21 protein-coding genes are annotated in these 20,304 nt (G+C 56.1%); 9 read left to right on the forward strand and 12 right to left on the reverse strand.

Annotated features, from left to right (window positions below; all coding sequences use genetic code 11):
* Positions 1–5 precede the first annotated feature (5 nt).
* The 7 genes from ACYCZJ_RS05265 (at position 6) to ACYCZJ_RS05295 (ending at position 6,241) form a co-directional block, all read left to right on the forward strand.
* The gene (locus tag ACYCZJ_RS05265) at positions 6–773 is read left to right on the forward strand and encodes a glycosyltransferase family 2 protein (protein ID WP_461553171.1); all 768 of its coding nucleotides are present in this window, start codon (positions 6–8) and stop codon (positions 771–773) included.
* 284 nt (positions 774–1,057) lie between these two features.
* Entirely contained in the window at positions 1,058–1,435 is a 378-nt protein-coding gene (locus ACYCZJ_RS05270; protein ID WP_461553172.1) for a glycosyltransferase, read from the forward strand.
* Positions 1,432–2,382: a UDP-glucose 4-epimerase family protein gene (locus ACYCZJ_RS05275; protein WP_461553173.1), complete on the forward strand. Its 951-nt coding sequence runs from the start codon at positions 1,432–1,434 to the stop codon at positions 2,380–2,382. The genes ACYCZJ_RS05270 and ACYCZJ_RS05275 overlap by 4 nt, the downstream gene beginning before the upstream one ends.
* 105 nt (positions 2,383–2,487) lie before the next feature.
* Positions 2,488–3,492, forward strand: a complete 1,005-nt coding sequence (locus ACYCZJ_RS05280) for an MraY family glycosyltransferase (protein WP_461553174.1) — start codon at positions 2,488–2,490, stop codon at positions 3,490–3,492.
* Positions 3,470–5,332: a polysaccharide biosynthesis protein gene (locus tag ACYCZJ_RS05285; protein ID WP_461553175.1), complete on the forward strand. Its 1,863-nt coding sequence runs from the start codon at positions 3,470–3,472 to the stop codon at positions 5,330–5,332. The genes ACYCZJ_RS05280 and ACYCZJ_RS05285 overlap by 23 nt, the downstream gene beginning before the upstream one ends.
* A gap of 355 nt (positions 5,333–5,687) precedes the next feature.
* A complete protein-coding gene (locus ACYCZJ_RS05290; protein ID WP_461553176.1) occupies positions 5,688–5,936 on the forward strand; it encodes an AbrB/MazE/SpoVT family DNA-binding domain-containing protein in 249 nt (82 codons plus the stop codon).
* Positions 5,933–6,241 (forward strand): type II toxin-antitoxin system PemK/MazF family toxin, encoded by a 309-nt coding sequence (locus ACYCZJ_RS05295; RefSeq protein ID WP_461553177.1) that lies wholly within the window; start codon positions 5,933–5,935, stop codon positions 6,239–6,241. The genes ACYCZJ_RS05290 and ACYCZJ_RS05295 overlap by 4 nt, the downstream gene beginning before the upstream one ends.
* Positions 6,242–6,253: 12 nt before the next feature.
* Here the strand turns inward: ACYCZJ_RS05295 and ACYCZJ_RS05300 are convergent, their stop codons facing one another.
* The gene (locus ACYCZJ_RS05300; RefSeq protein WP_461553178.1) at positions 6,254–6,994 is read right to left on the reverse strand and encodes a pteridine reductase; all 741 of its coding nucleotides are present in this window, start codon (positions 6,992–6,994) and stop codon (positions 6,254–6,256) included.
* 48 nt (positions 6,995–7,042) lie between these two features.
* Between ACYCZJ_RS05300 and ACYCZJ_RS05305 the strand changes: the two genes are divergently transcribed.
* Positions 7,043–8,191, forward strand: a complete 1,149-nt coding sequence (locus ACYCZJ_RS05305; RefSeq protein ID WP_461553179.1) for a class I SAM-dependent methyltransferase — start codon at positions 7,043–7,045, stop codon at positions 8,189–8,191.
* A gap of 107 nt (positions 8,192–8,298) precedes the next feature.
* Here the strand turns inward: ACYCZJ_RS05305 and ACYCZJ_RS05310 are convergent, their stop codons facing one another.
* Together ACYCZJ_RS05310 and secA are read right to left on the reverse strand one after the other, a co-directional pair.
* Positions 8,299–9,459, reverse strand: coding sequence for a DUF2863 family protein (locus ACYCZJ_RS05310; protein WP_461553180.1), 1,161 nt, complete (start codon positions 9,457–9,459; stop codon positions 8,299–8,301).
* Between the two features lie 52 nt (positions 9,460–9,511).
* A complete protein-coding gene (secA, locus tag ACYCZJ_RS05315; protein ID WP_461553181.1) occupies positions 9,512–12,235 on the reverse strand; it encodes a preprotein translocase subunit SecA in 2,724 nt (907 codons plus the stop codon).
* A gap of 81 nt (positions 12,236–12,316) precedes the next feature.
* Between secA and ACYCZJ_RS05320 the strand changes: the two genes are divergently transcribed.
* Positions 12,317–12,763 carry a DciA family protein gene (locus ACYCZJ_RS05320; RefSeq protein WP_461553182.1) on the forward strand — a complete coding sequence of 149 codons (447 nt, stop codon included), beginning with the start codon at positions 12,317–12,319 and terminating at the stop codon, positions 12,761–12,763.
* Between the two features lie 63 nt (positions 12,764–12,826).
* Here the strand turns inward: ACYCZJ_RS05320 and ACYCZJ_RS05325 are convergent, their stop codons facing one another.
* The 9 genes from ACYCZJ_RS05325 to ACYCZJ_RS05365 all read right to left on the reverse strand — a co-directional run bounded on the left by ACYCZJ_RS05325 (position 12,827) and on the right by ACYCZJ_RS05365 (position 20,301).
* Positions 12,827–13,609, reverse strand: a complete 783-nt coding sequence (locus tag ACYCZJ_RS05325; RefSeq protein ID WP_461553183.1) for a transporter family protein — start codon at positions 13,607–13,609, stop codon at positions 12,827–12,829.
* Between the two features lie 12 nt (positions 13,610–13,621).
* Positions 13,622–14,038 (reverse strand): hypothetical protein, encoded by a 417-nt coding sequence (locus tag ACYCZJ_RS05330; protein ID WP_461553184.1) that lies wholly within the window; start codon positions 14,036–14,038, stop codon positions 13,622–13,624.
* Between the two features lie 273 nt (positions 14,039–14,311).
* Positions 14,312–14,782, reverse strand: a complete 471-nt coding sequence (locus ACYCZJ_RS05335) for a DsrE family protein (RefSeq protein WP_461553185.1) — start codon at positions 14,780–14,782, stop codon at positions 14,312–14,314.
* A 175-nt stretch (positions 14,783–14,957) separates the two neighbouring features.
* The gene (locus ACYCZJ_RS05340; RefSeq protein WP_461553186.1) at positions 14,958–15,140 is read right to left on the reverse strand and encodes a hypothetical protein; all 183 of its coding nucleotides are present in this window, start codon (positions 15,138–15,140) and stop codon (positions 14,958–14,960) included.
* A gap of 6 nt (positions 15,141–15,146) precedes the next feature.
* The gene (lpxC, locus tag ACYCZJ_RS05345) at positions 15,147–16,061 is read right to left on the reverse strand and encodes a UDP-3-O-acyl-N-acetylglucosamine deacetylase (protein WP_461553187.1); all 915 of its coding nucleotides are present in this window, start codon (positions 16,059–16,061) and stop codon (positions 15,147–15,149) included.
* Positions 16,062–16,137: 76 nt separating this feature from the next.
* The gene (ftsZ, locus tag ACYCZJ_RS05350) at positions 16,138–17,295 is read right to left on the reverse strand and encodes a cell division protein FtsZ (protein WP_461553188.1); all 1,158 of its coding nucleotides are present in this window, start codon (positions 17,293–17,295) and stop codon (positions 16,138–16,140) included.
* 72 nt (positions 17,296–17,367) lie between these two features.
* Positions 17,368–18,603 carry a cell division protein FtsA gene (ftsA, locus tag ACYCZJ_RS05355; protein ID WP_461553189.1) on the reverse strand — a complete coding sequence of 412 codons (1,236 nt, stop codon included), beginning with the start codon at positions 18,601–18,603 and terminating at the stop codon, positions 17,368–17,370.
* Entirely contained in the window at positions 18,600–19,400 is an 801-nt protein-coding gene (locus ACYCZJ_RS05360; RefSeq protein WP_461553190.1) for a cell division protein FtsQ/DivIB, read from the reverse strand. The genes ftsA and ACYCZJ_RS05360 overlap by 4 nt, the downstream gene beginning before the upstream one ends.
* Positions 19,390–20,301 (reverse strand): D-alanine--D-alanine ligase, encoded by a 912-nt coding sequence (locus ACYCZJ_RS05365; protein ID WP_461553191.1) that lies wholly within the window; start codon positions 20,299–20,301, stop codon positions 19,390–19,392. Before ACYCZJ_RS05365 ends, ACYCZJ_RS05360 begins: the two co-directional genes overlap by 11 nt.
* Between the last annotated feature and the right edge of the window lie 3 nt (positions 20,302–20,304).

Genomic DNA, 20,304 nt, shown 5'->3' on the forward strand with positions numbered 1-20,304 from the left:
CCCTAATGAAAATCAGCATTATCACTGCGGCATATAACGCCGCCGACACCATTACCGACACGCTGGAATCCGTCGCTGCACAGCGCCATCAGGATATCGAACACATCGTAATTGATGGAGCATCCACGGACAACACGCTCAAGATTGTAGAGCGTTACGCCGACACCATTGCCCACGTGCTTTCCGAACCAGATCGGGGAGTGTACGACGCTATGAACAAGGGATTGGCGTTCGCATCCGGCGAAGTGGTTGGCTTCCTCAACGCAGACGACATTTATATGCACCAGGATGTGCTGACCAAGGTTGCCGCGACCATGGCCGACCCTGCCATAGACGCCTGCTATGCCGATCTGGTTTACGTGGATCGTGAGCAGACCAGCCGCGTGGTACGTCACTGGGTATCACGGGATTACACGTCAGGGTTATTCGAAAAAGGTTGGATGCCCGCCCATCCGACCTTTTTTGTGCGCAAATCCGTGTACAAAAAGCTCGGTGGGTTCGACCTGCGTTACCGCCTGCAGGCGGATTTCGATCTCGCGCTCCGCTTCATGGGCATTAATGGAGTTCAAGCTCGCTATGTGCCGGAAGTCTGGGTGCGCATGAGGATGGGCGGAATGAGCAATAACAGTATTCGCAACATGGTACGTGGCAACATCGAGGCCTATACATCTTGCCGCGCCAACGGTTTGAACGTACCACCCTGGTTCATCCTGACTAAGGTGCTCTCTCGAGTGCCGCAATTCATCAGAGCGCACCGGATGAAACTGGATTGATCCCACTGCCACTTATCCTGCTTTGCACAGCCTGTAGCGGCAGCCTTGATAGTTTCCACATTCGGCATGTTCACCTTCACCTGAGTGATCTGGAAACGCATACACTACCCTGGGCGACGACCTCACCCACCTGGCCGGGCGGATGGAATTTGGTCTTAAGGCGTGAGCGAATTCGTCGAAGCCGCACGCCTGTTGGCGCAAGCGGGGATCAACACGCGCTTCGTGCTGGTGGGCGACCCCGATTCCGGCAACCCGGCCTAGGTGCCGGAGGCAAGCTTGCACGCATGGCGTGGAAAAAATGGCGTGGAATGGTGGGGGCAACGCGACAATATGCCAGCCATGTTCCACCAGCACATATCGCCTGCCTGCCGTCCTATCGCGAGGGTTTGCCCAAATCGCTGCTGGAGGCGGCGGCGTGCGGTCTGCCGATTGTCACCACAGACGCCCCCGGCTGCCGGGAAATCGTGCGTGACGGCGACAACGGCTTTCTGGTGCCGGTGCGCGATGCGCAAGCACTCGCCATCGCGCTGCGCAGCTTGATCGACAATCCGGTGCTGCGCGCCGAAATGGGCTTGCGTTCGCGCGAGATTGTTCTGGCAGAATTCTCCCGCGAGCAGGTCATCGCGGAAACCCTGGCGGTTTATCGGGAATTAACACAATGAAGGTATTAACAACCGGCGCCTCTGGTTTCATCGGCAATGCGATGTGTAGCTGGCTCATGGCCCAAGGCCTCGATACCGTCGGCACGGTACGTAAATTACCCGCTCGCCGCTTGCCGAATGTAGACTACCGCATCGTGGGCGACCTGAATGCAGACACAGACTGGCGTACGGCGCTCTCAGGTGTGGAAGGTATCATCCACTGCGCCGCGCGCGTGCATGTGATGCGCGAGACGGCAGATGATCCGCTGATGGCCTTCAGAGCCACCAATGTGGCAGGTACGGGACAGCTTGCCCGTCAGGCCGCGGCAGCTGGAGTGAAACGGCTGGTTTTTGTCAGCAGCATCAAGGTAAACGGCGAGGAAACCGCCACCGGCTTTAATGAGGGCGATACGCCTGCTCCGCACGACCCTTATGGCCAGACCAAGCGGGAAGCAGAACAAATGCTGTCTCAAATATCGAAGGAAACCGGCCTGGAAGTAGTGATCGTGCGGCCGCCGCTGGTTTATGGACCTGGTGTGAAAGGCAATCTGGCGCGTTTGTTGAGCTGGGTGGAACGCGGTATTCCACTGCCGCTGGCCGGAATCCGCAACACTCGCAGCCTGATCGGCATAGATAATTTCACCAGCGCACTGCACGCTTGCCTCACCCACCCCGCAGCCGCTGGACGGACTTATCTGGTACGTGATGGCGAGGATATTTCTACGCCAGAGCTGGTACGCCGATTGGGGCACCATCTGGACAAGCCGGCACGGCTGTTTGCGCTACCCTCATCGCTGCTGGAGCATTTAGCGGGATTGGTTGGGCGACGTGCTGACGCGCAGCGCCTGACCAGTTCACTGATCGTGGACGACAGCCGGATTCGGCGCGAGCTGGGCTGGTTGCCACCGTGCACGCTGGATGATGGATTAGCCCAAATGGCGCATGCTTGGCTGGATAGCATCAGATAACTCAACTGACGCCACAGACATGCATGGGTTAGAATCAAGCCCCATTGGCGCAGTTCTGTCCTACATGTAACAGAAACAGCATTCGTAAAAATACCGGACACCTCATTGCCTAATTTATCCGACTTCTATTTTGCGTTATTGGCTTTGCCAGTCAGCGCGCTGGCCGTGTGGCTGTTTTCGAGAGGGCGTGCCGCCGATCTGGCGCTGGATCATCCCAATTTACGTTCGCTGCATACGCTACCCATTCCGCGCACTGGCGGATTGGGCATGATTGCCGGCGTTGCGACCGGCTGGTTCGCGGCCGGGGTCAATTTACCCATTCCATTATCGATCAGTGCCGGACTGCTCGCCGCATTATCATTTGCGGATGACCGCCACAACCTGCCAAGCAGCGTGCGTTTTCTCGCCCACACCGCAGCCGCGACATGGCTAGTGACTACACTGGGCATAAACTGGAACGTCTGGATGTGGCCTCTGGCGATCATTATCGTCGTCTGGATGACCAATCTGTATAACTTCATGGACGGTTCGGACGGGTTGGCAGGCGGCATGACGCTGTTTGGTTTCGGTAGTTACGCACTGGCCGCGCTGCTGCACGGGCAAACCGATCTGGCCCTGGCCAGCACGGTGATTGCTCTCGCGGCAATAGGGTTTCTATTATTTAATTTTCCGCCCGCAAAGGTGTTCATGGGTGATGCCGGATCCATTCCGCTGGGATTTCTGGCCGCCGGACTTGGGCTATTGGGTACGGTACGCGGAAGCTGGCCAGGCTGGTTTCCCCTGCTGGTTTTTGCGCCATTTGTGCTGGATGCCAGTGTCACCCTGGCGCGCCGTGGCATGCGCGGCGAAAAGGTATGGCACGCACACAAGGAGCATTATTACCAGCGCCTGATCCGCATGGGTTGGAGCCACCGCAAAACCGCACTGGCCGAATATGCCGTCATGGCTGGCAGCGGCAGTGTCGCATTGCTCGGCATATCCATGTCCGCTTCAACAACCATCGCGATGGTGGCACTATGGGACGCAATCCTGGCCACGCTCATGTGGCGTATAGATAAACACTGGCATGAATTTTCACATAATCCCAATGATATCCCTGCCCCGCTTTAATTCGCGAATCGCACTTGCGGTCCTGCATGATCTTGGTGCGGCCGCAGCCGCATGGCTCATCGCCTACTGGCTGCGCTTCAACCTCGCCATTCCCCCCGCATTCTGGATGGCGGCGCTGGAAACCCTGGTGTGGGTGGTACCGTTGCAGGCGCTGGCATTCTGGTTTTTTGGCCTGTACCGCGGCATCTGGCGCTTTGCCAGCCTGCCGGATCTGCGCCGCATTCTGACGGCAGTGGGCGTAGCTGCATTGCTGGTGCCGCTCGGGCTGCTGATGTTCCGCACCCATGCCGTGGTGCCGCGCTCGGTATTGCTGCTCGACCCCTTGCTGCTGGTGCTGTTGATGGGAGGCAGCCGCCTGCTTTACCGCGCCTGGAAAGAGCATCGCTTTTCCAGTCCGCTGCAAGCCGAACGCAATCCCCTGCTGATCATAGGCGCCGGCAGTGCAGCAGCATCGCTGGTACGCGAACTCGCACAGAGCAAGGAATGGCGCGTAGTCGGATTGCTCGACAACACGGCCACCAAGCTGGGACGCGATATCCACGGCATAGCGGTACTGGGCACACTGGACAGCCTGTCTGACCAAGCCAGCAAGTTGGGTGTAAAGCACGCAGTGATTGCCATGCCCTCTGCTCCGCATTCTGTGCGCCGCCACGCTGCACAGCTGTGTAATGACGCCGGTGTATCGGCACTGACCGTACCCGCCTTTGAAGACCTGGTGAGTGGCAAGGTGACCGTCTCCAGCTTGCGCAAGATCGAGCTGGACGATTTGCTTGGACGCGATCCCGTACAGCTTGATGATGCCGGCCTGCATAGCCTGCTGTGGGATCAAGTCGTTATGGTGAGCGGCGCAGGCGGTTCGATCGGTTCAGAATTGGCACGGCAAATTGCGCGCTATCAACCTCAGTTATTGATCCTGTTCGAGCTGAGTGAATTTGCCCTATATCAAATCGAACAGGAATTCAGCAATCGTTTCCCCGGCATACCTATCCTCTGCATCATTGGTGATGTTAAAAACCGTGCCGTACTCGACGATCTGATGCGGCGTCATCGCCCCACTGTGGTATTCCACGCCGCCGCCTACAAACATGTGCCACTGATGGAACAGCAGAATGCCTGGCAGGCGCTGCAAAACAATATGCTCGGCACCTATACCCTGGCCAGTGCCGCCCAAGCGCACGGTGTCGCCAAATTCGTGCTGATTTCCACCGACAAGGCGGTCAACCCGACCAACGTGATGGGCACCAGTAAACGCAGCGCGGAAATGGTATGCCAGAGCCTGCAGCAAACTACGGGTACGCGCTTTATCGCGGTACGCTTCGGCAACGTGCTGGGCAGCTCAGGCAGCGTGATCCCGAAGTTCCAGGAACAGATTGCCAAAGGCGGGCCGATTACCGTCACCCATCCAGACATCACACGTTATTTCATGTCCATCCCGGAAGCCTGCCAACTGGTAATGCAGGCCGGATTGATGGGCACAGGTGGCGAGATTTTTGTGCTCGACATGGGCGAGCCGGTCAAAATAACCGACCTTGCACGCGACATGATCCGGCTGTCTGGATACACCGAGCAGGATATCAAGATCGTTTATTCCGGCCTGCGCCCTGGCGAGAAATTATTTGAAGAATTACTGGCCGACGACGAGCACACCTTGCCTACACCTCACCCCAAACTGCGCATCGCGCAAGCACGCAGTGTAGATGCCAAGTGGTTGACGGCGGCGCTGGACTGGCTGATGCAGGATGGCGTGGTGGCGGAAGCGGAAGTGAAACAGAAACTGCGCGAATGGGTGCCGGAATACACGCCGAAACAAGTTGATGACAGAAAAGGTATACGGGCCTGATTAAAAATAAGGGTACCGCTGAACATGGCTGGAAAACCACCGGCTCACCCCTGATCGAAGCCAAGCGCATCACAAGCTTGTCTTCGACAACGCCTCACTGTGCTCGATGACCCGCGCACCACAGGCCTCACCAGCCTGCATCTCGGCGCATACAGGCGCTACCGCGTCGGCGGCTATCGAATCATCTGCGACATACTGGACAGCGCGCTTTGCGTGATCGAGACCGGCGGCCTGAGCAACTAATCGGCAAGCACCAAACATGCTGGGCGAGGGGTTGCGCGAGATTCAATTCATTAAGTCGACAATCACCTCAAAACAAATATACTTACTAAGTAATTACATTTAGGTGATCGATATGGAAGTGAAACTGGTAAAAATCGGCAACTCGAAAGGTGTGCGTTTACCCAAAGCCATGCTCATCCAGACGGGCATGACTGAGCGTATCGAGATTGAGGCGCGAGGGCATAACATTATCCTCAAACCAGTTAAAGAACCGCGCAGCGGCTGGGAAGCGAGCTTTGCCAAAGGTGGTTGTGATCTGACCGAAGAGGACCATGCATGGCTGGATGCTGATCTTGTCACTAGCGAAAGTGATAGCTGTTGAAACGCGGCGAAGTCTATTGGGTCAATCTCGATCCGACGGTGAGCAGCGAAGTGAAAAAACGCCGTCCCGCCGTTATTTTGTCGCCGGATGAAATGAACCGCAGTCTGCCGGTGGTAATCGTGGCGCCGATTACCAGCAGCAAAAAATCATGGCCAACTAGAGTAGATGTCACGTTAAGCGGCAAAGCGGGGCAGATCATGCTGGATCAGATTCGCACCGTGGACAAATCCAGACTGATGAAGCGCATTGCCGAAGTTGAAATTGTTGAAGCACTGCACGCATTACAAATCATGTTTTCCCCATAGCACCCCCAAAGCTTACAATCGTACGCTGCGCCCGCCATCAACGGTCAACACCTGCCCGGTCACATAACCTGCATCGGACACCAGATAGCGCACCGCACGCGCAATGTCCTCCGGTTCGCCGGCCTGTTTGAGGATGGTGTGGGAAATGATGCGCTGGCGCGATAGTTCGTCGAATATGGCATCGTCTTCCGGCCATAAAATCGGCCCCGGCGCGACGGCGTTGACGCGCACTTCCGGCCCCAACTCCCGGGCCAGCGAGCGCGTGAGCCCGACCACACCGGCCTTGGCGATGCTATATACCGCGTAGCTTTTCATCGGCCGCTCGGCGTGGATATCGGCAATGTTGACGATGCAGCCATGTCGGCGGCGCAGCTCATTGGCCGCTGCCTGCGAGAGGAAAAGCGGCGCTTTCAGGTTGGTCCCGATCAGGTCATCCCAGTTGGTTGCGTTGATCTCGCCGATAGGAGTAGCGTAAAAACTGGAGGCATTGTTGATCAGCACGTCGAGGCTGCCGTAGGTTTCCACAGTAGTGGCGACCATGTTGGGAAAAGCTTCGGTTTTGAGCAAATCACCCTGGATCAGCGTCACTGAATCGGCTCGGATGGCATTAAGTTCGTCTTGCAATGCGCGCGCCTGCTGCACCGAGGTATGATAATGCACCATCAGATTGGCGCCCTCGCAATGCAGTAGCCGGCAGATGGCTGCCCCCACCCGTTTTGCCCCGCCTGTAATCAATACCGTTTTGCCTTGCATGGCTTAATTCCTTATCCTCTCAGCTTTACTGAACTTCAACCAAGCATCATGCCTTTACCCACACCCAGCCCCGAAGCTCTCGCCCATAGTACCGCGCTCGTCCATCATATAACGGATGTTATTCACCAAACTGATGGCTGGATCAGTTTTGCCCGCTATATGGAGCTGGCGCTGTATGCGCCCGGGCAGGGCTATTACAGCGGCGGATCAGCCAAATTCGGCGCTGCCGGGGATTTTGTCACCGCGCCGGAAATATCTCCCCTGTTTGGCCGCAGTCTGGCACGGCAGGTGGCCCAAGTCCTGCAAACCTGCGGCGGCGATGTGCTGGAGGCAGGTGCAGGAAGCGGCCGTCTGGCATGTGATCTGCTCCAGGAACTGGCGGCGCTTGACTGTATCCCTGAGTATTATTACATCCTCGAAGTGAGTGCCGACTTGCGCGAAAGACAGCGCACCACCATCCTGCAGCAAGCTCCACAGATGCTGGAACGCGTATGCTGGCTGGATGCCCTCCCGGAAGCCTTTACAGGCTGCATGGTTGGCAACGAGGTACTCGATGCGATGCCAGTGCACCTGTTGCACTGGATGCCAGACGCCCTGTTCGAACGCGGCGTGGCCTGGGTAGACGATGCTTTCACATGGCGCGAACAAGCCATTATTGACGGACGTTTGCAGGGCGCGGCTCACGCGCTTGACGTCCCTGCCGGCTATGTCAGCGAAATCAATCTGGCGGCTGGCGCATTCATCAAGAGCCTTGCGCAGTGCCTGCAGCGCGGCGCGCTGGTGCTCATCGACTACGGTTTCGGCGAGCGCGAGTACTATCATCCGCAACGCAACCGGGGCACGCTGATGTGCCATTATCGCCATCATGCGCACGATGATCCATTTTATTATCCGGGGTTGCAGGACATCACGGCCCATGTGGATTTCACAGCAATTGCCGTAGCCGGTATCGAGGCGGGAATGCGCCTGGCGGGCTATACCAGTCAGGCACAATTCCTGATCAACTGCGGCATCACGGGCCTGTTGGCACGCACCCCGGCAAGTGATGCCGGTGCCTATCTACCCCAGGCCAGCGCGTTACAAAAACTGATGAGTCCAGCCGAGATGGGTGAATTGTTCAAGGTCATCGCCTTGTGCAAGGACATGGACACCACTTTGCTTGGTTTTGTACAGGGCGATCAACAACGCAAATTGTAGACACGCCTGATTGATCAGGCTTTAGTCTCAAACCAGTTCATTTTAGACATTCCTGCAAGTGCGATTCCGTGCTGATATTGTGGCGCCTGGTCAGCTGATGTTTTGATTCAATGCAAATGCGGCGTGGGTTCGGCCGATTCCGGGATTTGTGCGTGCACCAGTTCACCTTCCGGACTGGGGAATAACGGCGCACCACAGTCATCACAATATTCCAGCGGCATACGTTCATTCAGCAGCAGCACTTCGGTAATTCCGGCGGCGCGCACGATGGCCTCGATTTCGCCTGGCACTTCGGTGGCTTCGTCTTCATTGCCGATCAACGGCCAGACGACACCATGCAGAACATCATTCGAACCAGTACGGGTAAATCCGATCCGGTATTCTTCCAGCACGTGATCATGAAAAGGCGCAACCACCACACGCAGTGAGCCCGCAGGTAACGCCAGTATTGCTTTCAGGTAGTCCACGGTGGAACGCACTCCCCAGCCGCGCCCGGACAGGTCCGATTCACGCCAGGCACTGAAATAGGCATTGGGCAGTAATGCTTCGATTGCACAACCCGGCAACATGGTTTGCAGCACGCTGCCGCCGTGCAGCTGCCAGTCGCGCAATACCTGCTCGCGGCTCTGCTGGTCTTCCTGCCAGCGAAAAACTGCCGCGCCCGGCATCGCCTTCACCGCACCCACGACATAACGCACATCGGCCACGAAAGGGACGGCTTGAGCCAAACCAGCCGGGTCAATATGCATCAGTTGCTCATGTTCTACCACATCAATCAGGCTGCATAGAAATTTGCGCGTCGCAGCAAAGCCGCGCGGCAATTGATCCGGGCTGAACAACACATCCGCCAGTCCCACATGCACGCCCGCGGCCAGCACATGATCGTGCAACCGGGTGCGCAGTTCCGTTAATCGCGCCGGCGTAATCGCACCGGACGCAATACTGTAACGCGACCACGCTTGCACCGGCAGGGCGATCAGCAATAATTCCCGTCCGTCAGCATCCAACAATCCGCTGCTACGCGCTTCGATGGCCTGTGCAAGGGCATCATAAGCCGGCGGATTGGCAGTCCAGAGTTGATCCAGGGCGGATTCCAGCGTGTCCTCCTGACCCTTGTCAAGCACGCTATCAATTTGCGCATCCAGTTGCTGCGTCCAGAAGCGGTCTTCCATACGGCTTGCAGATACGCTCAGCGCGATGGCAAGGCGCAACAGCTGTGTCGTGTCGCGGCCCAGGCGCGGTGTGCGGGGAAGTCGAGGTCGTTTCATCAGAATGGTGTGGGTTGAACCGGGGAGCTCTAGTGAGATATCCCCAAGAGCATCAGCTCAATTTGCCGTGGCACTGTTTGTATTTTTTACCTGACCCGCATGGGCAGGGATCATTGCGCCCCACCTTGTCTTCATTCCGTATCGGTACAGCCGGCGCATGCTCAACGACATGATCAGCCTGGTTACCTGCAAAATCCTCTTTGAAATCGGCGTGTTGATATTCCACATTAGCCAGCGGAGTGACAGTCTCGACTGCCTCGACTTCCTGTTCTGAACGTATCTGTACCGTTGCCGTCGTTTGCGTCACCTCGCGCTTGATGGCTTCGAGCAGCGCAGAAAACAGTTCGAAGGCTTCGCGCTTGTATTCCTGTTTGGGATTTTTCTGCGCATAACCGCGCAGGTGAATACCCTGACGCAGATGATCCAGCGCGGCCAGATGCTCGCGCCAGTGGCTATCCACATTCTGCAGCATGATTGCCCGCTCGAAATGACGTATCACCGGCTCGCCGACCTGGGTGACCTTATCCTGATAGCGCGCGTTGGCTTCGGCCACGATACGCTCGCGCAGGCCATCTTCGTCGAGCTTGCTGTCCTGCTCCAGCAATTCCTGCAGTGGCAATTGCAGCTGAAACTCGGCTGCCAGTGCACGCTCCAGTCCTGCCACGTCCCACTGCTCGGCCATGCTGCCGGCCTGGACATATTCGCCCACGATACTGTTCAACACGTCCGTACGCATCGCGTGAATCGTTTCGGATATATCTTCGGATTCCAGCAATTCATTACGCTGCTGATAAATCACCTGACGCTGGTCGTTGGAAACGTCATCATATTCGAGCAATTGCTTGCGCATGTCGAAGTTGCGTGCCTCCACCTTGCGCTGCGCATTTTCAATGGCACGGGTAACCCAGATATGCTCGATGGCTTCGCCTTCGGGCATTTTCAGGCGGTTCATGATCGATGCCACGCGATCGGAGGCAAAAATACGCAGCAGCGGGTCTTCCAGCGACAGGTAAAAACGGCTTGAACCGGCATCACCCTGACGCCCGGAACGGCCACGCAACTGGTTGTCCACACGCCGCGATTCATGGCGCTCGGTACCGATAATATGCAAACCACCAGCCGCCAACACGGCGTCATGAAGAGGCTGCCACTCCGTTTTGATCATCTGGGTGCGCGTCTGTTTGATACTGTCCGACAGGCTCTCGTCCAGCCGGATGGCTTCGAGTTCCTTCTCGATACTGCCGCCAAGTACGATGTCGGTACCCCGTCCCGCCATGTTGGTGGCGATGGTAATGGCCTTGGGCTTACCCGCCTGGGCAATGATTTCGGCTTCGCGCGCGTGCTGCTTGGCGTTGAGCACTTCGTGCGGCAGCCTGGCTTTTTTCAGGAGTGAAGACAGGTATTCGTTGTTCTCGATCGAGGTGGTGCCCACCAGCACCGGCTGGCCACGCTCGTAGCAATCCTTGATGTCATTGAGAATGGCCTGGTATTTCTCGCCCGCAGTACGAAATACCTGGTCCATCTTGTCGATGCGGATCATCGGCCGATGGGTCGGGATGACCACCGTTTCCAGTCCGTAAATCTGCTGGAATTCGTAGGCTTCGGTATCTGCCGTGCCGGTCATCCCGGACAGCTTGTTGTACATGCGGAAATAATTCTGGAAGGTAATCGAAGCCAGTGTCTGGTTCTCCTTCTGGATGGCGACACCCTCTTTCGCTTCCACCGCCTGGTGCAGACCTTCCGACCAGCGCCGGCCGGACATCAAGCGCCCGGTAAACTCATCCACGATGACGACTTCATCTTCCTGCACGACATAGTGCTGATCAAGATGGTATAGCGCGTGAGCACGCAGTCCGGCGTAGATGTGGTGCATCAGACCGATGTTGGCGGCTTCATACAAGCTGGAACCCGGTGGTAGCAGGCCTGCGCCGGTCAGTAACTGCTCGGCGTGCTCGTGTCCGGCCTCGGACAGCAATACAGTGTGGGCTTTCTCGTCCACCCAGTAATCGCCTTCGCTGTCTTCTTTTTCCTGACGGGTCAGGCTGGGAATGACTTTATCCACTGCCAGATACAGTTCAGTGCTGTTCTCCGCCTGGCCTGAAATAATCAGCGGCGTGCGCGCCTCGTCGATCAGGATCGAGTCGACCTCGTCCACAATGGCGAAATTCAGGCTGCGCTGCACTTTTTCATAGACCTGGTAGACCATGTTGTCGCGCAGGTAGTCGAAACCGAATTCGTTGTTGGTACCGTAGGTGATGTCGGCAGCGTAAGCGACCTGTTTTTCGTCATGCGGCATCTGCGACAGATTCACTCCGACGCTGAGACCGAGGAAATTATGGATACGCCCCATCTGTGCGGCATCCCGGCTGGCCAGATAATCGTTCACGGTAACGATGTGCACGCCCTTGCCCGACAAGGCGTTGAGATAGGACGGCAGAGTCGCCATCAAGGTCTTGCCCTCGCCGGTGCGCATCTCGGCAATGTTGCCATCGTGCAGCACCATGCCGCCGATCAGCTGCACATCGTAATGGCGTTGATCCATCACGCGGCGAGCTGCCTCTCGCACTACTGCAAACGCTTCCGGCAGCAATTGATCCAGCGTTTCGCCCTTTTCCACACGGGCTTTGAATTCATCCGTCCTGGCGCGCAATTCCGCGTCGGTCAGCTTCTGGAGGACAGGTTCGAGAGCATTGATGGCCTTGACTTTGGCCATATACTGTTTGACCAACCGCTCATTGCGGCTGCCAAACACTTTTTTCAGCAGGGAAGAAATCATGGCTAAAGGGTAAATCCTTGACGCGTTGCGAGAAAATCAGGCAATGTTACCATACTCAGACTTGCATTCCGAAGACACTCCATGCGCCCTACCCTGCCAGCTCGCCAAGCCAACGTTTTTCTGACTGAAAACGATAAATTGCGACTACTCTCCACCCAGGTTCAAACACTACTTGGTTTACAGCGCATCTGGGAGGCTGTGGCGCCCGCGAACCTGGCTGGCGTATCTCATATCGGGCAAGACGAGTTCGGTCAGACAACGCTTTATTGCGACAACGGCGCAGTGGCGGCAAAACTGCGTCAGCAACTGTCCACGCTGGCAGAAACATTACGCAGCAAAGGGGTCGCAACGACAAATCTGCAGGTGAAGGTACGTGCCCAGGCACTACCTGTACCGGCACGCACTGTGCAAAAACGGGAAATCAGCCGCGCTGGGTTAGACAATATTGCGCAACTAAGCGATCAACTGGAAACCGGCGAGCTCAAGTCCGCATTGGATCATTTGCTCGCCCGGCACCACCGGAATTAACGAACCAGTCCACTCTCCAACAGCATGCTGCGGTGAAGGTTACCGAACGGAAAACAGCCCACGTCAGAAAATCCGCGTGAGCATTGCGCCCGCACCCCAATCCGGGCTGGCATTCGAAAAGCCATTCACAGCATAAACCTGGGCTTTCCAGTCCTGGTTGATCTTATGACTTATAAACGCAGTGACATCCCGTTGCGACGCTCCTGTTGAAATCACCTTCTGGCGCAGATCCAGAATCAGCCCCCCGCTGGTTTGTTGCGAGATTTTGTATACGCCGCCTACCGAGCCATACAACACATTGTCCAGTTTGAGCCCAGGTGCATTGCCGAACACCTTGTAACCCACTGTACCCAGCGCGGTAAATTGCCCCATGCCTTTGTACATATCAACCTGCGCAGCATAGTCATTCGAACCGGTACCGAGACCCTTTTTCTCGTCTGCCGTGCCGAACTTGACCTTGCCAGTCAAATCAATCAGCAATGGATCCGGGCCGTTGCCTGCGTAGGCGTTATAGGTAGCGCCCGCCACGATGTCACCCAGACCCGATTCGGTGGTGCGCGTCGTCCGGCCCGAACGCAACACAATACCGCCCTGGGTCACGTTGCCAGGGCCCGTAATTCGCACATAGGGAACAGTTAACTGAAAAATCCAGCGTCCTGTTTCATATTTCCCCGTTAGGGGGATATATGTGATGTCGGTGGACTGTGTACCACCGTATTTGCCCGAACTGTAATCCAGACCCGTGGTGAAGCTAAGACCTGAGTTTCCGGCGATTGCCTGGCTTGAGACCAAAATCAGTGCAACCAAAGCGCTAGCCTGAATCGTATTTCCTATTATTCTCTTCATGTCATGCCCTATTTAAGAATGATCGGGGCGTTCGACCTGTTCAGGACGTTCGACTCTCTCCGGACGTTCGACCCTCTCCGGGCGCTCGACTTTCTCCGGACGTTCAATTTTTTCCGGGCGCTCCGCTTTTTCTACACGCTCGGTCTTTTCAACCCGCTCCACTTTTTCGTGTTTTTCGGCTTTTTCAATACGTGTCTGATTACGCTCCAGCCGCTCCTTGGCATTCTTCAACCCGCGATTGTCCGGATTTTTGTCCAGATTCGTATTCACACTGGTCAACGCCTGATCCAACGGCTGTTTTGATGTAGCGGAAGTCGTGCTGGCAGTACCTGTTGAAACCGTGGTTGTGCCGGCAGCTACAGCAAAATTAGTCCCAACGATCAAAAATACCGAGCTCAGTGCAACTACAACATGTTTTTTGGTAAACATACGTTCTCCTGTGAGGTAATGATTCCGAACAAGCCAATCTAAGCGTTTAAATGGCCTGCATACACGTTATCACAACCCAACGAAGTAATGCTGTCTACTGAAAACCGATCAACGGCAGGGTATGGAGGATGAGTGGTCATCTGAAAAACAGATTACGAAAAAATGCTGTTTACCCTCTGAATTCATAAAAAGTTGCGGCCGTCGACAAAAGCCGACGGCCGCATAGTCAAAGCAGGAATACCTCTCCTCTGCTATTAACTTCCAACCGATTATTTATGGACGGATATAAGCGTAGCCCTGTCTTTGTTTTTCCATCAACTCTACCACACCGGCTTTCACGTAACCAATATTGGGCAGCATGTCTTCCTTGGTCAGTTTTGCGTTGTGCATGGTGTTGCCGCAAGCAACCACATGAGCACCTGTACCGAGCGCTTCTGCCACGCGGTTGCCGACAGCCGAATCCAGTTTCAGCATGCCAATACCCGGGCCATAGGCTACCACCTCAATATCCACATTATCCTTGCCCAGATCATGCTGAATGTTTTTCACGTTATTAAGCGTCAGATTCCATTTTTTCGGGTCAGCATCGCTAACCTGAAACACGACTTTTTGTTTGACCACGCCTTTCATTTCTGCGGACGACGCGTCGACTGGCTGGGTGCCGGCCGCTGTGGCAGCGAAAGATGCGCCTGTTGCAAACAGGGCGGTCGCCATAACCAAACTACCGATAAGATTTGTCTTCAATTTTGTCTCCTTGCGTTCACGGGTGTTGTTGTAGGTATTTACAAAGGCGGTACCTGTTAAATTGGTATGCCCTGCATGGGTAGACGAGGTGGAATGCCAATTTATTCCATTTATGATTAAATATTCGCCACGCAAGCAGCCAGGACAATATCGATCACCATGGCATGGTGATCAATCAGAGAAAAAGAAAACGTTCTGCCACCACCAAGGCGCCGAATACAAGCACCAGCACCACGCCGAATTTGAGCACGTTCCAGACAAAGTTGACGTAACGCCGGTTGCCGGTGAATAGATACAGCCCACCGGACACTGCCAGCGCCAGCAAGGTCAGTACAAACAACAGGCGAATAATGATCACGCAGGGTTATATTGCTGGCGCATACAATTGCTGAATCCCGGCAGGCGCACGGGCTTCATCTTCGAAGCTGACATACTCCCAGGCACTCTGCGTCTGCAGCAAGGTCCGCAACAGACGGTTATTGAGCGCGTGCCCGGATTTGTAGGCATTGAATGCGCCAATAATCGGATGCCCAAGAATATACAAATCACCAATGGCATCCAGAACCTTGTGCTTGACGAACTCGTCTTCGTAACGCAGGCCGTCGTTATTCAGCACACGAAATTCATCCATGACGATGGCATTATCCAGGCTGCCGCCCAGCGCCAGGCCATTGGCGCGCAACCACTCAACTTCTTGCATGAAACCGAAGGTACGCGCACGGCTGACTTCTTTAATATAGGAAGTATTGGCAAAATCCAGCGTGATTTCCTGGCCGGATTTTTCGAACACCGGGTGCTTGAAATCGATCGTAAAATTGATCTTGAAGCCGTCGAACGGCTCGAAGCGAACCCATTTGTCCCCTTCTACCACTTCGACGGTTTCCTTGATACGCACGAATTTCTTCGCCACATTCTGCGTCTCTATCCCCGCCGACTGCAGGAGAAACACAAATGATGAGGCGGAGCCGTCCATGATCGGGACTTCCGGGCCATCCAGATCCACATACACGTTATCCACACCCAGGCCTGCCAGGGCCGACATCAGGTGCTCGACGGTCGCGACGCTGGCTTGACCATTGTCGAGCGTGGAACATAGCCTGGTATCTCCCACCAGCTCGGCAGAAACGGGCAAATCCACCGGGCTGGCCAGATCGATACGGCGAAACACCACGCCCGTATCGGGCGCGGCCGGACGCAGCGTCATCAGGACTTTTTCGCCCGTATGCAGACCCACGCCCGAAGCGCGGATCACGTTTTTCAGTGTACGTTGTCGGATCATGCAAATATTTCCAATGAATCAGCGCATTATAGCGCGGATTCCGAAATTTCGGCTGGCTGCTTGAGCCAGCCGAAATTCAGTCGGCCTGTTTACGCAGGAATGCCGGTATATCCAGCATTTCCATGCCTGACTGCCGCATTGCTTCGACCTGTGCTTCACGACGATTGTTGCGAAATACCGCAGGCTCGGCTTCGGAGCTTTGATATTCCGTTGTTGAGGTCGCGTAATGATGATCCGTGCCGGTTTTAACAATGACCGGTTTTACCTGGCTGCGCGCCACAGGGCTGCCCAGGCCGGTCGCCACCATGGTCACACGGAGCTCTTCACCCATGTTCTCATCCACCACTGCGCCGACGATCACGGTGGCTTCTTCTGCGGTAAAGCTCTTGATGGTGTTCATCACCTCGTGGATTTCACGCATCTTGAGGTGGGCGCTGGCGGTAATATTCACCAATACGCCACGCGCTCCAGCAAGGTTGATGTCTTCGAGCAGCGGACTCGCCACGGCTTGCTGCGCTGCCTGGCGCGCGCGCTCGGCACCGCTGGCCACTGCGGAACCCATCATCGCCATACCCATTTCCGACATCACGGTTTTCACGTCGGCAAAGTCGACGTTGACCAGGCCGGGGCAATTAATCACTTCGGCAATACCCGCCACCGCGCCATGCAGCACATTATTGGCTGCCGTGAAGGCATCCAGCATGGAGACATCCTCACCCAGAACCTGCATCAGTTTCTCGTTGGGGATAATGATGAGCGAGTCCACATGACGCGACAGCGCTTCGATGCCGGCATTGGCCAGACGTACGCGCTTGCCTTCGAACATGAAGGGCTTGGTCACTACGGCAACCGTCAGGATACCCATTTCCTTGGCGACTTCCGCCACCACCGGCGCTGCACCCGTGCCGGTTCCGCCGCCCATGCCAGCGGTGATAAACAGCATATCCGCGCCTTCGATCAGCTCGGCGATGCGCTCGCGGTCTTCCAGTGCGGCTTCGCGGCCGATTTCCGGATTGGCGCCAGCACCCAGTCCACGTGTCACGCCTGTCCCCAGTTGCAGCTGGATTTTGGCCTTGTTGCGCTGCAGCGCCTGCGCATCGGTATTGATGCTGATGAACTCCACGCCCTGCACACCAAAATCGATCATGTGGTCTACCGCATTACCGCCACAACCCCCAACGCCGATCACTTTGATAATTGCATCCTGCGTTTGTGTATCCACGATTTCAAACATTGCCATCTCCTTTATCAACCAATCAAAATTTACCCAGACCACTTAACTGCTCAACCCGTGACTGCTATCCCATCAGAAATTCTTGAACCAGCCCCTCATACGCTCCAATATTTGCTTTACCGAACTCCCCGACAATTTCATCGGCTGATGCCGATCTTGTTGATCCATACCTGCCAGCAACAAACCCACGCCGGTGGCGTAACGTGCATTGCGCATCATTTCCGACAGGCCGCCGGTGTATTGCGGCAGCCCCAGCCGTACCGGCATGTGAAATACTTCCTCGCCCAAATCCACCATGCCCTGCATTGCTGCAGAGCCCCCGGTAATCACGATGCCGGAACGCATCAGCTCCTCGAATCCGCTGCGCCGCAACTCGGCCTGAACCAATTCATACAGTTCCAGCACGCGCGGCTCGATGACCTCGGCCAGCGTCTGGCGCGACAACTGGCGCGGAGCGCGTTCACCCACTCCCGGCACTTCAACCATATCGTGCGCCCCAGCCAACTGACGCAACGCACAGCCATGCGCGATTTTGATATCTTCCGCATCCTTCAATGGAGTGCGGAGCGCCAGCGCGATGTCGTTGGTAATCTGGTCGCCGGCGATCGGTATCACGGCAGTGTGGCGAATCGCCCCTTGCGTAAACACCGCGATATCGGTGGTACCCCCGCCGATGTCTACCAGCGCCACACCCAGATCTTTTTCGTCCTCGGTCAACACAGCCAGCGCAGAAGCCAGCGGTTGCAATACCAGGTCGCGGACTTCCAGACCGCAGCGGCGCACGCACTTGATGATATTTTGCGCAGCGGATACCGCGCCGGTCACAATGTGCACCTTCACTTCCAGGCGTACGCCGCTCATGCCGAGCGGTTCACGCACGTCTTCCTGGCCGTCCACCAGATATTCCTGCGGCAGGATGTGCAGGATTTGCTGATCGGTAGGAATATTCACCGCGCGCGCTGTCTCGATTACCCTGTCCACATCGAGTTGGCTGACTTCCTTGTCCCTGATCGGCACCATGCCATGCGAGTTGAAGCTTTTGATATGGCTACCGGCAATACCGGTGTAAACCTCGCGTATCTTGCAATCCGCCATCAACTCGGCCTCCTCCAGTGCGCGCTGAATTGCGCTGACGGTGGATTCGATATTCACCACCACGCCTTTTTTCAGACCACGTGATGGGTGGCTGCCCATGCCGATCACCTCCACTTCGCCATCGGGCGACAACTCTGCCACGATCGCGAGAATTTTTGAGGTGCCAATATCGAGTCCGACAATCAGCTCGCGTGTGTCCTTGTATCTGCTCATCCCAGCTTTCCTTGCCCCGTAACCAAGCGGGCGCTATGTATTAAATCTCGATGTAATTGATTTCGACTGGATTGCTTGTCGGGCAATCCGGCATGCTTGATGGCGGCGACCGGCACGCGCACTGCAAAGCCATCCTGGTAACGCAAATCCACATATTTAACCGGTGTTGCCACGTTAGCCAGCGTACGCGGATACAACTCGACAAAACTGGCCAGACGCGTATCCACGTGCTCACGGCCCAACGCAATACTCATGCCGCCATCCAGACGGATACTCCAGGCGCGTCGCGCACTCAAATCCACCTCGATTGGCCGGTGATGCAAGGGCAGCAGAATGCGGGTGAAATCGGCATAGCGCTGCGCCACTTCCTTTTCGCTGCCAGGCGGCCCGGACAGCAGCGGCAGTTTTTGTGCGGTGGCCGCCTGGAATAATTCACCATAGGTATTCAGCAATCCTTCATCGTCCCAGCGAGCCAGCGGCTTGTGTTCCTCCAGCGTCACTTCCAGCCCATCCGGCCAGTGTCGGCGCACGCTGGCGCTGCGCACCCACGGTAACTTGGTGAAAGCGGCGCGCGCCGAATCCAGATTCACCGAGAAAAAATTCCCGCGCAAGTGCTGGTACACCACCAGATTCACCTGCTCGCGCGTCACATGCTCGGCACCATTGACTTTGATCTGGCGCAAATCAAACCAGGGCAGACGCGAGGCCAGCACCAGCAATGCCCACAGCACGAGGAGTGCGGTTGCCCACAGGCTCCAGCGGGTCAGGCGCGCAAGCGCGGCCTCGTCATCCCACACGAGCGGTCTCCAGAATCTTCAGTACCAGCATGTCGAAATCCATTCCTGCCGCGCGTGCCGCCATGGGTACCAGGCTGTGATCGGTCATCCCGGGTGACGTGTTCGCCTCCAGAAAATACGGCTTCCCCTCCTCATCCAGCATCACGTCGAGTCGCGCCCAGCCTCTGCACCCCAATACATCAAAAGCCTTCAGCGCCAGTGCCTGGATAGACTCCTCTTCAGTAGCAGACAGGCCGCATGGCACCCGGTATTCGGTGTCTTCACGCAAATATTTGGCCTCGAAATCATAAAAATCCTTTTTCGGCACCAGGCGAATCATCGGCAATACGTTCGGACCCACAATTGCGCAGGTATATTCGCCACCCGATATGAAGCGTTCTGCCAGTACCAATGGGTCAAACTGCACGGCTTTTTCCCAGGCAGGCTTCAGATCGATTGCTGCCGTTACCTTGCTCATTCCGATACTGGATCCCTCACGTGCCGGCTTGACGAAAATCGGCAATCCCAGCTTGCTTACCACGCCATCGAAATCGGTTCTTGCATCAAGCAACGCGTACTCTGGAGTGGGCACCCCCGCGGCTTGCCACAGCAACTTGGTACGCCATTTGTCCAGCGCCAATGCCGATGCCATCACACCGCTGCCGGTATACGGAATACCCATCAATTCCAGCGCACCCTGTATCGTGCCATCCTCACCATAGCGGCCATGCAGGGCGATAATGACACGATCAAAATGCTCCTGCGCCAGCGCTGCCAAATCGCGTTCCGCCGGGTCAAACGCGTGCGCATCCACACCCTGGCGCAACAATGCGGCCAATACCGCAGCACCACTTTTCAACGACACTTCACGTTCTGCCGAGCGCCCACCCAGCAGCACCCCGACTTTTCCAAATTCTTTCATTGC

It is taken from the genome of Sulfuriferula sp. (assembly GCF_054605375.1).

Bases quoted from the DNA above. Each gene is read 5' to 3' on its own strand.
- ACYCZJ_RS05290 (WP_461553176.1), top strand. From the start codon at position 5,688: ATGGAAGTGAAACTGGTAAAAATCGGCAACTCGAAAGGTGTGCGTTTA.
- secA (WP_461553181.1), bottom strand. From the start codon at position 12,235: ATGATTTCTTCCCTGCTGAAAAAAGTGTTTGGCAGCCGCAATGAGCGG.
- ACYCZJ_RS05270 (WP_461553172.1), top strand. From the start codon at position 1,058: ATGGCGTGGAAAAAATGGCGTGGAATGGTGGGGGCAACGCGACAATAT.
- ACYCZJ_RS05365 (WP_461553191.1), bottom strand. From the start codon at position 20,301: ATGAAAGAATTTGGAAAAGTCGGGGTGCTGCTGGGTGGGCGCTCGGCA.
- ACYCZJ_RS05330 (WP_461553184.1), bottom strand. From the start codon at position 14,038: ATGTTTACCAAAAAACATGTTGTAGTTGCACTGAGCTCGGTATTTTTG.
- ACYCZJ_RS05325 (WP_461553183.1), bottom strand. From the start codon at position 13,609: ATGAAGAGAATAATAGGAAATACGATTCAGGCTAGCGCTTTGGTTGCA.
- ACYCZJ_RS05265 (WP_461553171.1), top strand. From the start codon at position 6: ATGAAAATCAGCATTATCACTGCGGCATATAACGCCGCCGACACCATT.
- ACYCZJ_RS05305 (WP_461553179.1), top strand. From the start codon at position 7,043: ATGCCTTTACCCACACCCAGCCCCGAAGCTCTCGCCCATAGTACCGCG.
- lpxC (WP_461553187.1), bottom strand. From the start codon at position 16,061: ATGATCCGACAACGTACACTGAAAAACGTGATCCGCGCTTCGGGCGTG.
- ACYCZJ_RS05310 (WP_461553180.1), bottom strand. From the start codon at position 9,459: ATGAAACGACCTCGACTTCCCCGCACACCGCGCCTGGGCCGCGACACG.
- ftsA (WP_461553189.1), bottom strand. From the start codon at position 18,603: ATGAGCAGATACAAGGACACACGCGAGCTGATTGTCGGACTCGATATT.
- ACYCZJ_RS05285 (WP_461553175.1), top strand. From the start codon at position 3,470: ATGATATCCCTGCCCCGCTTTAATTCGCGAATCGCACTTGCGGTCCTG.
- ACYCZJ_RS05300 (WP_461553178.1), bottom strand. From the start codon at position 6,994: ATGCAAGGCAAAACGGTATTGATTACAGGCGGGGCAAAACGGGTGGGG.
- ACYCZJ_RS05320 (WP_461553182.1), top strand. From the start codon at position 12,317: ATGCGCCCTACCCTGCCAGCTCGCCAAGCCAACGTTTTTCTGACTGAA.
- ACYCZJ_RS05275 (WP_461553173.1), top strand. From the start codon at position 1,432: ATGAAGGTATTAACAACCGGCGCCTCTGGTTTCATCGGCAATGCGATG.
- ftsZ (WP_461553188.1), bottom strand. From the start codon at position 17,295: ATGTTTGAAATCGTGGATACACAAACGCAGGATGCAATTATCAAAGTG.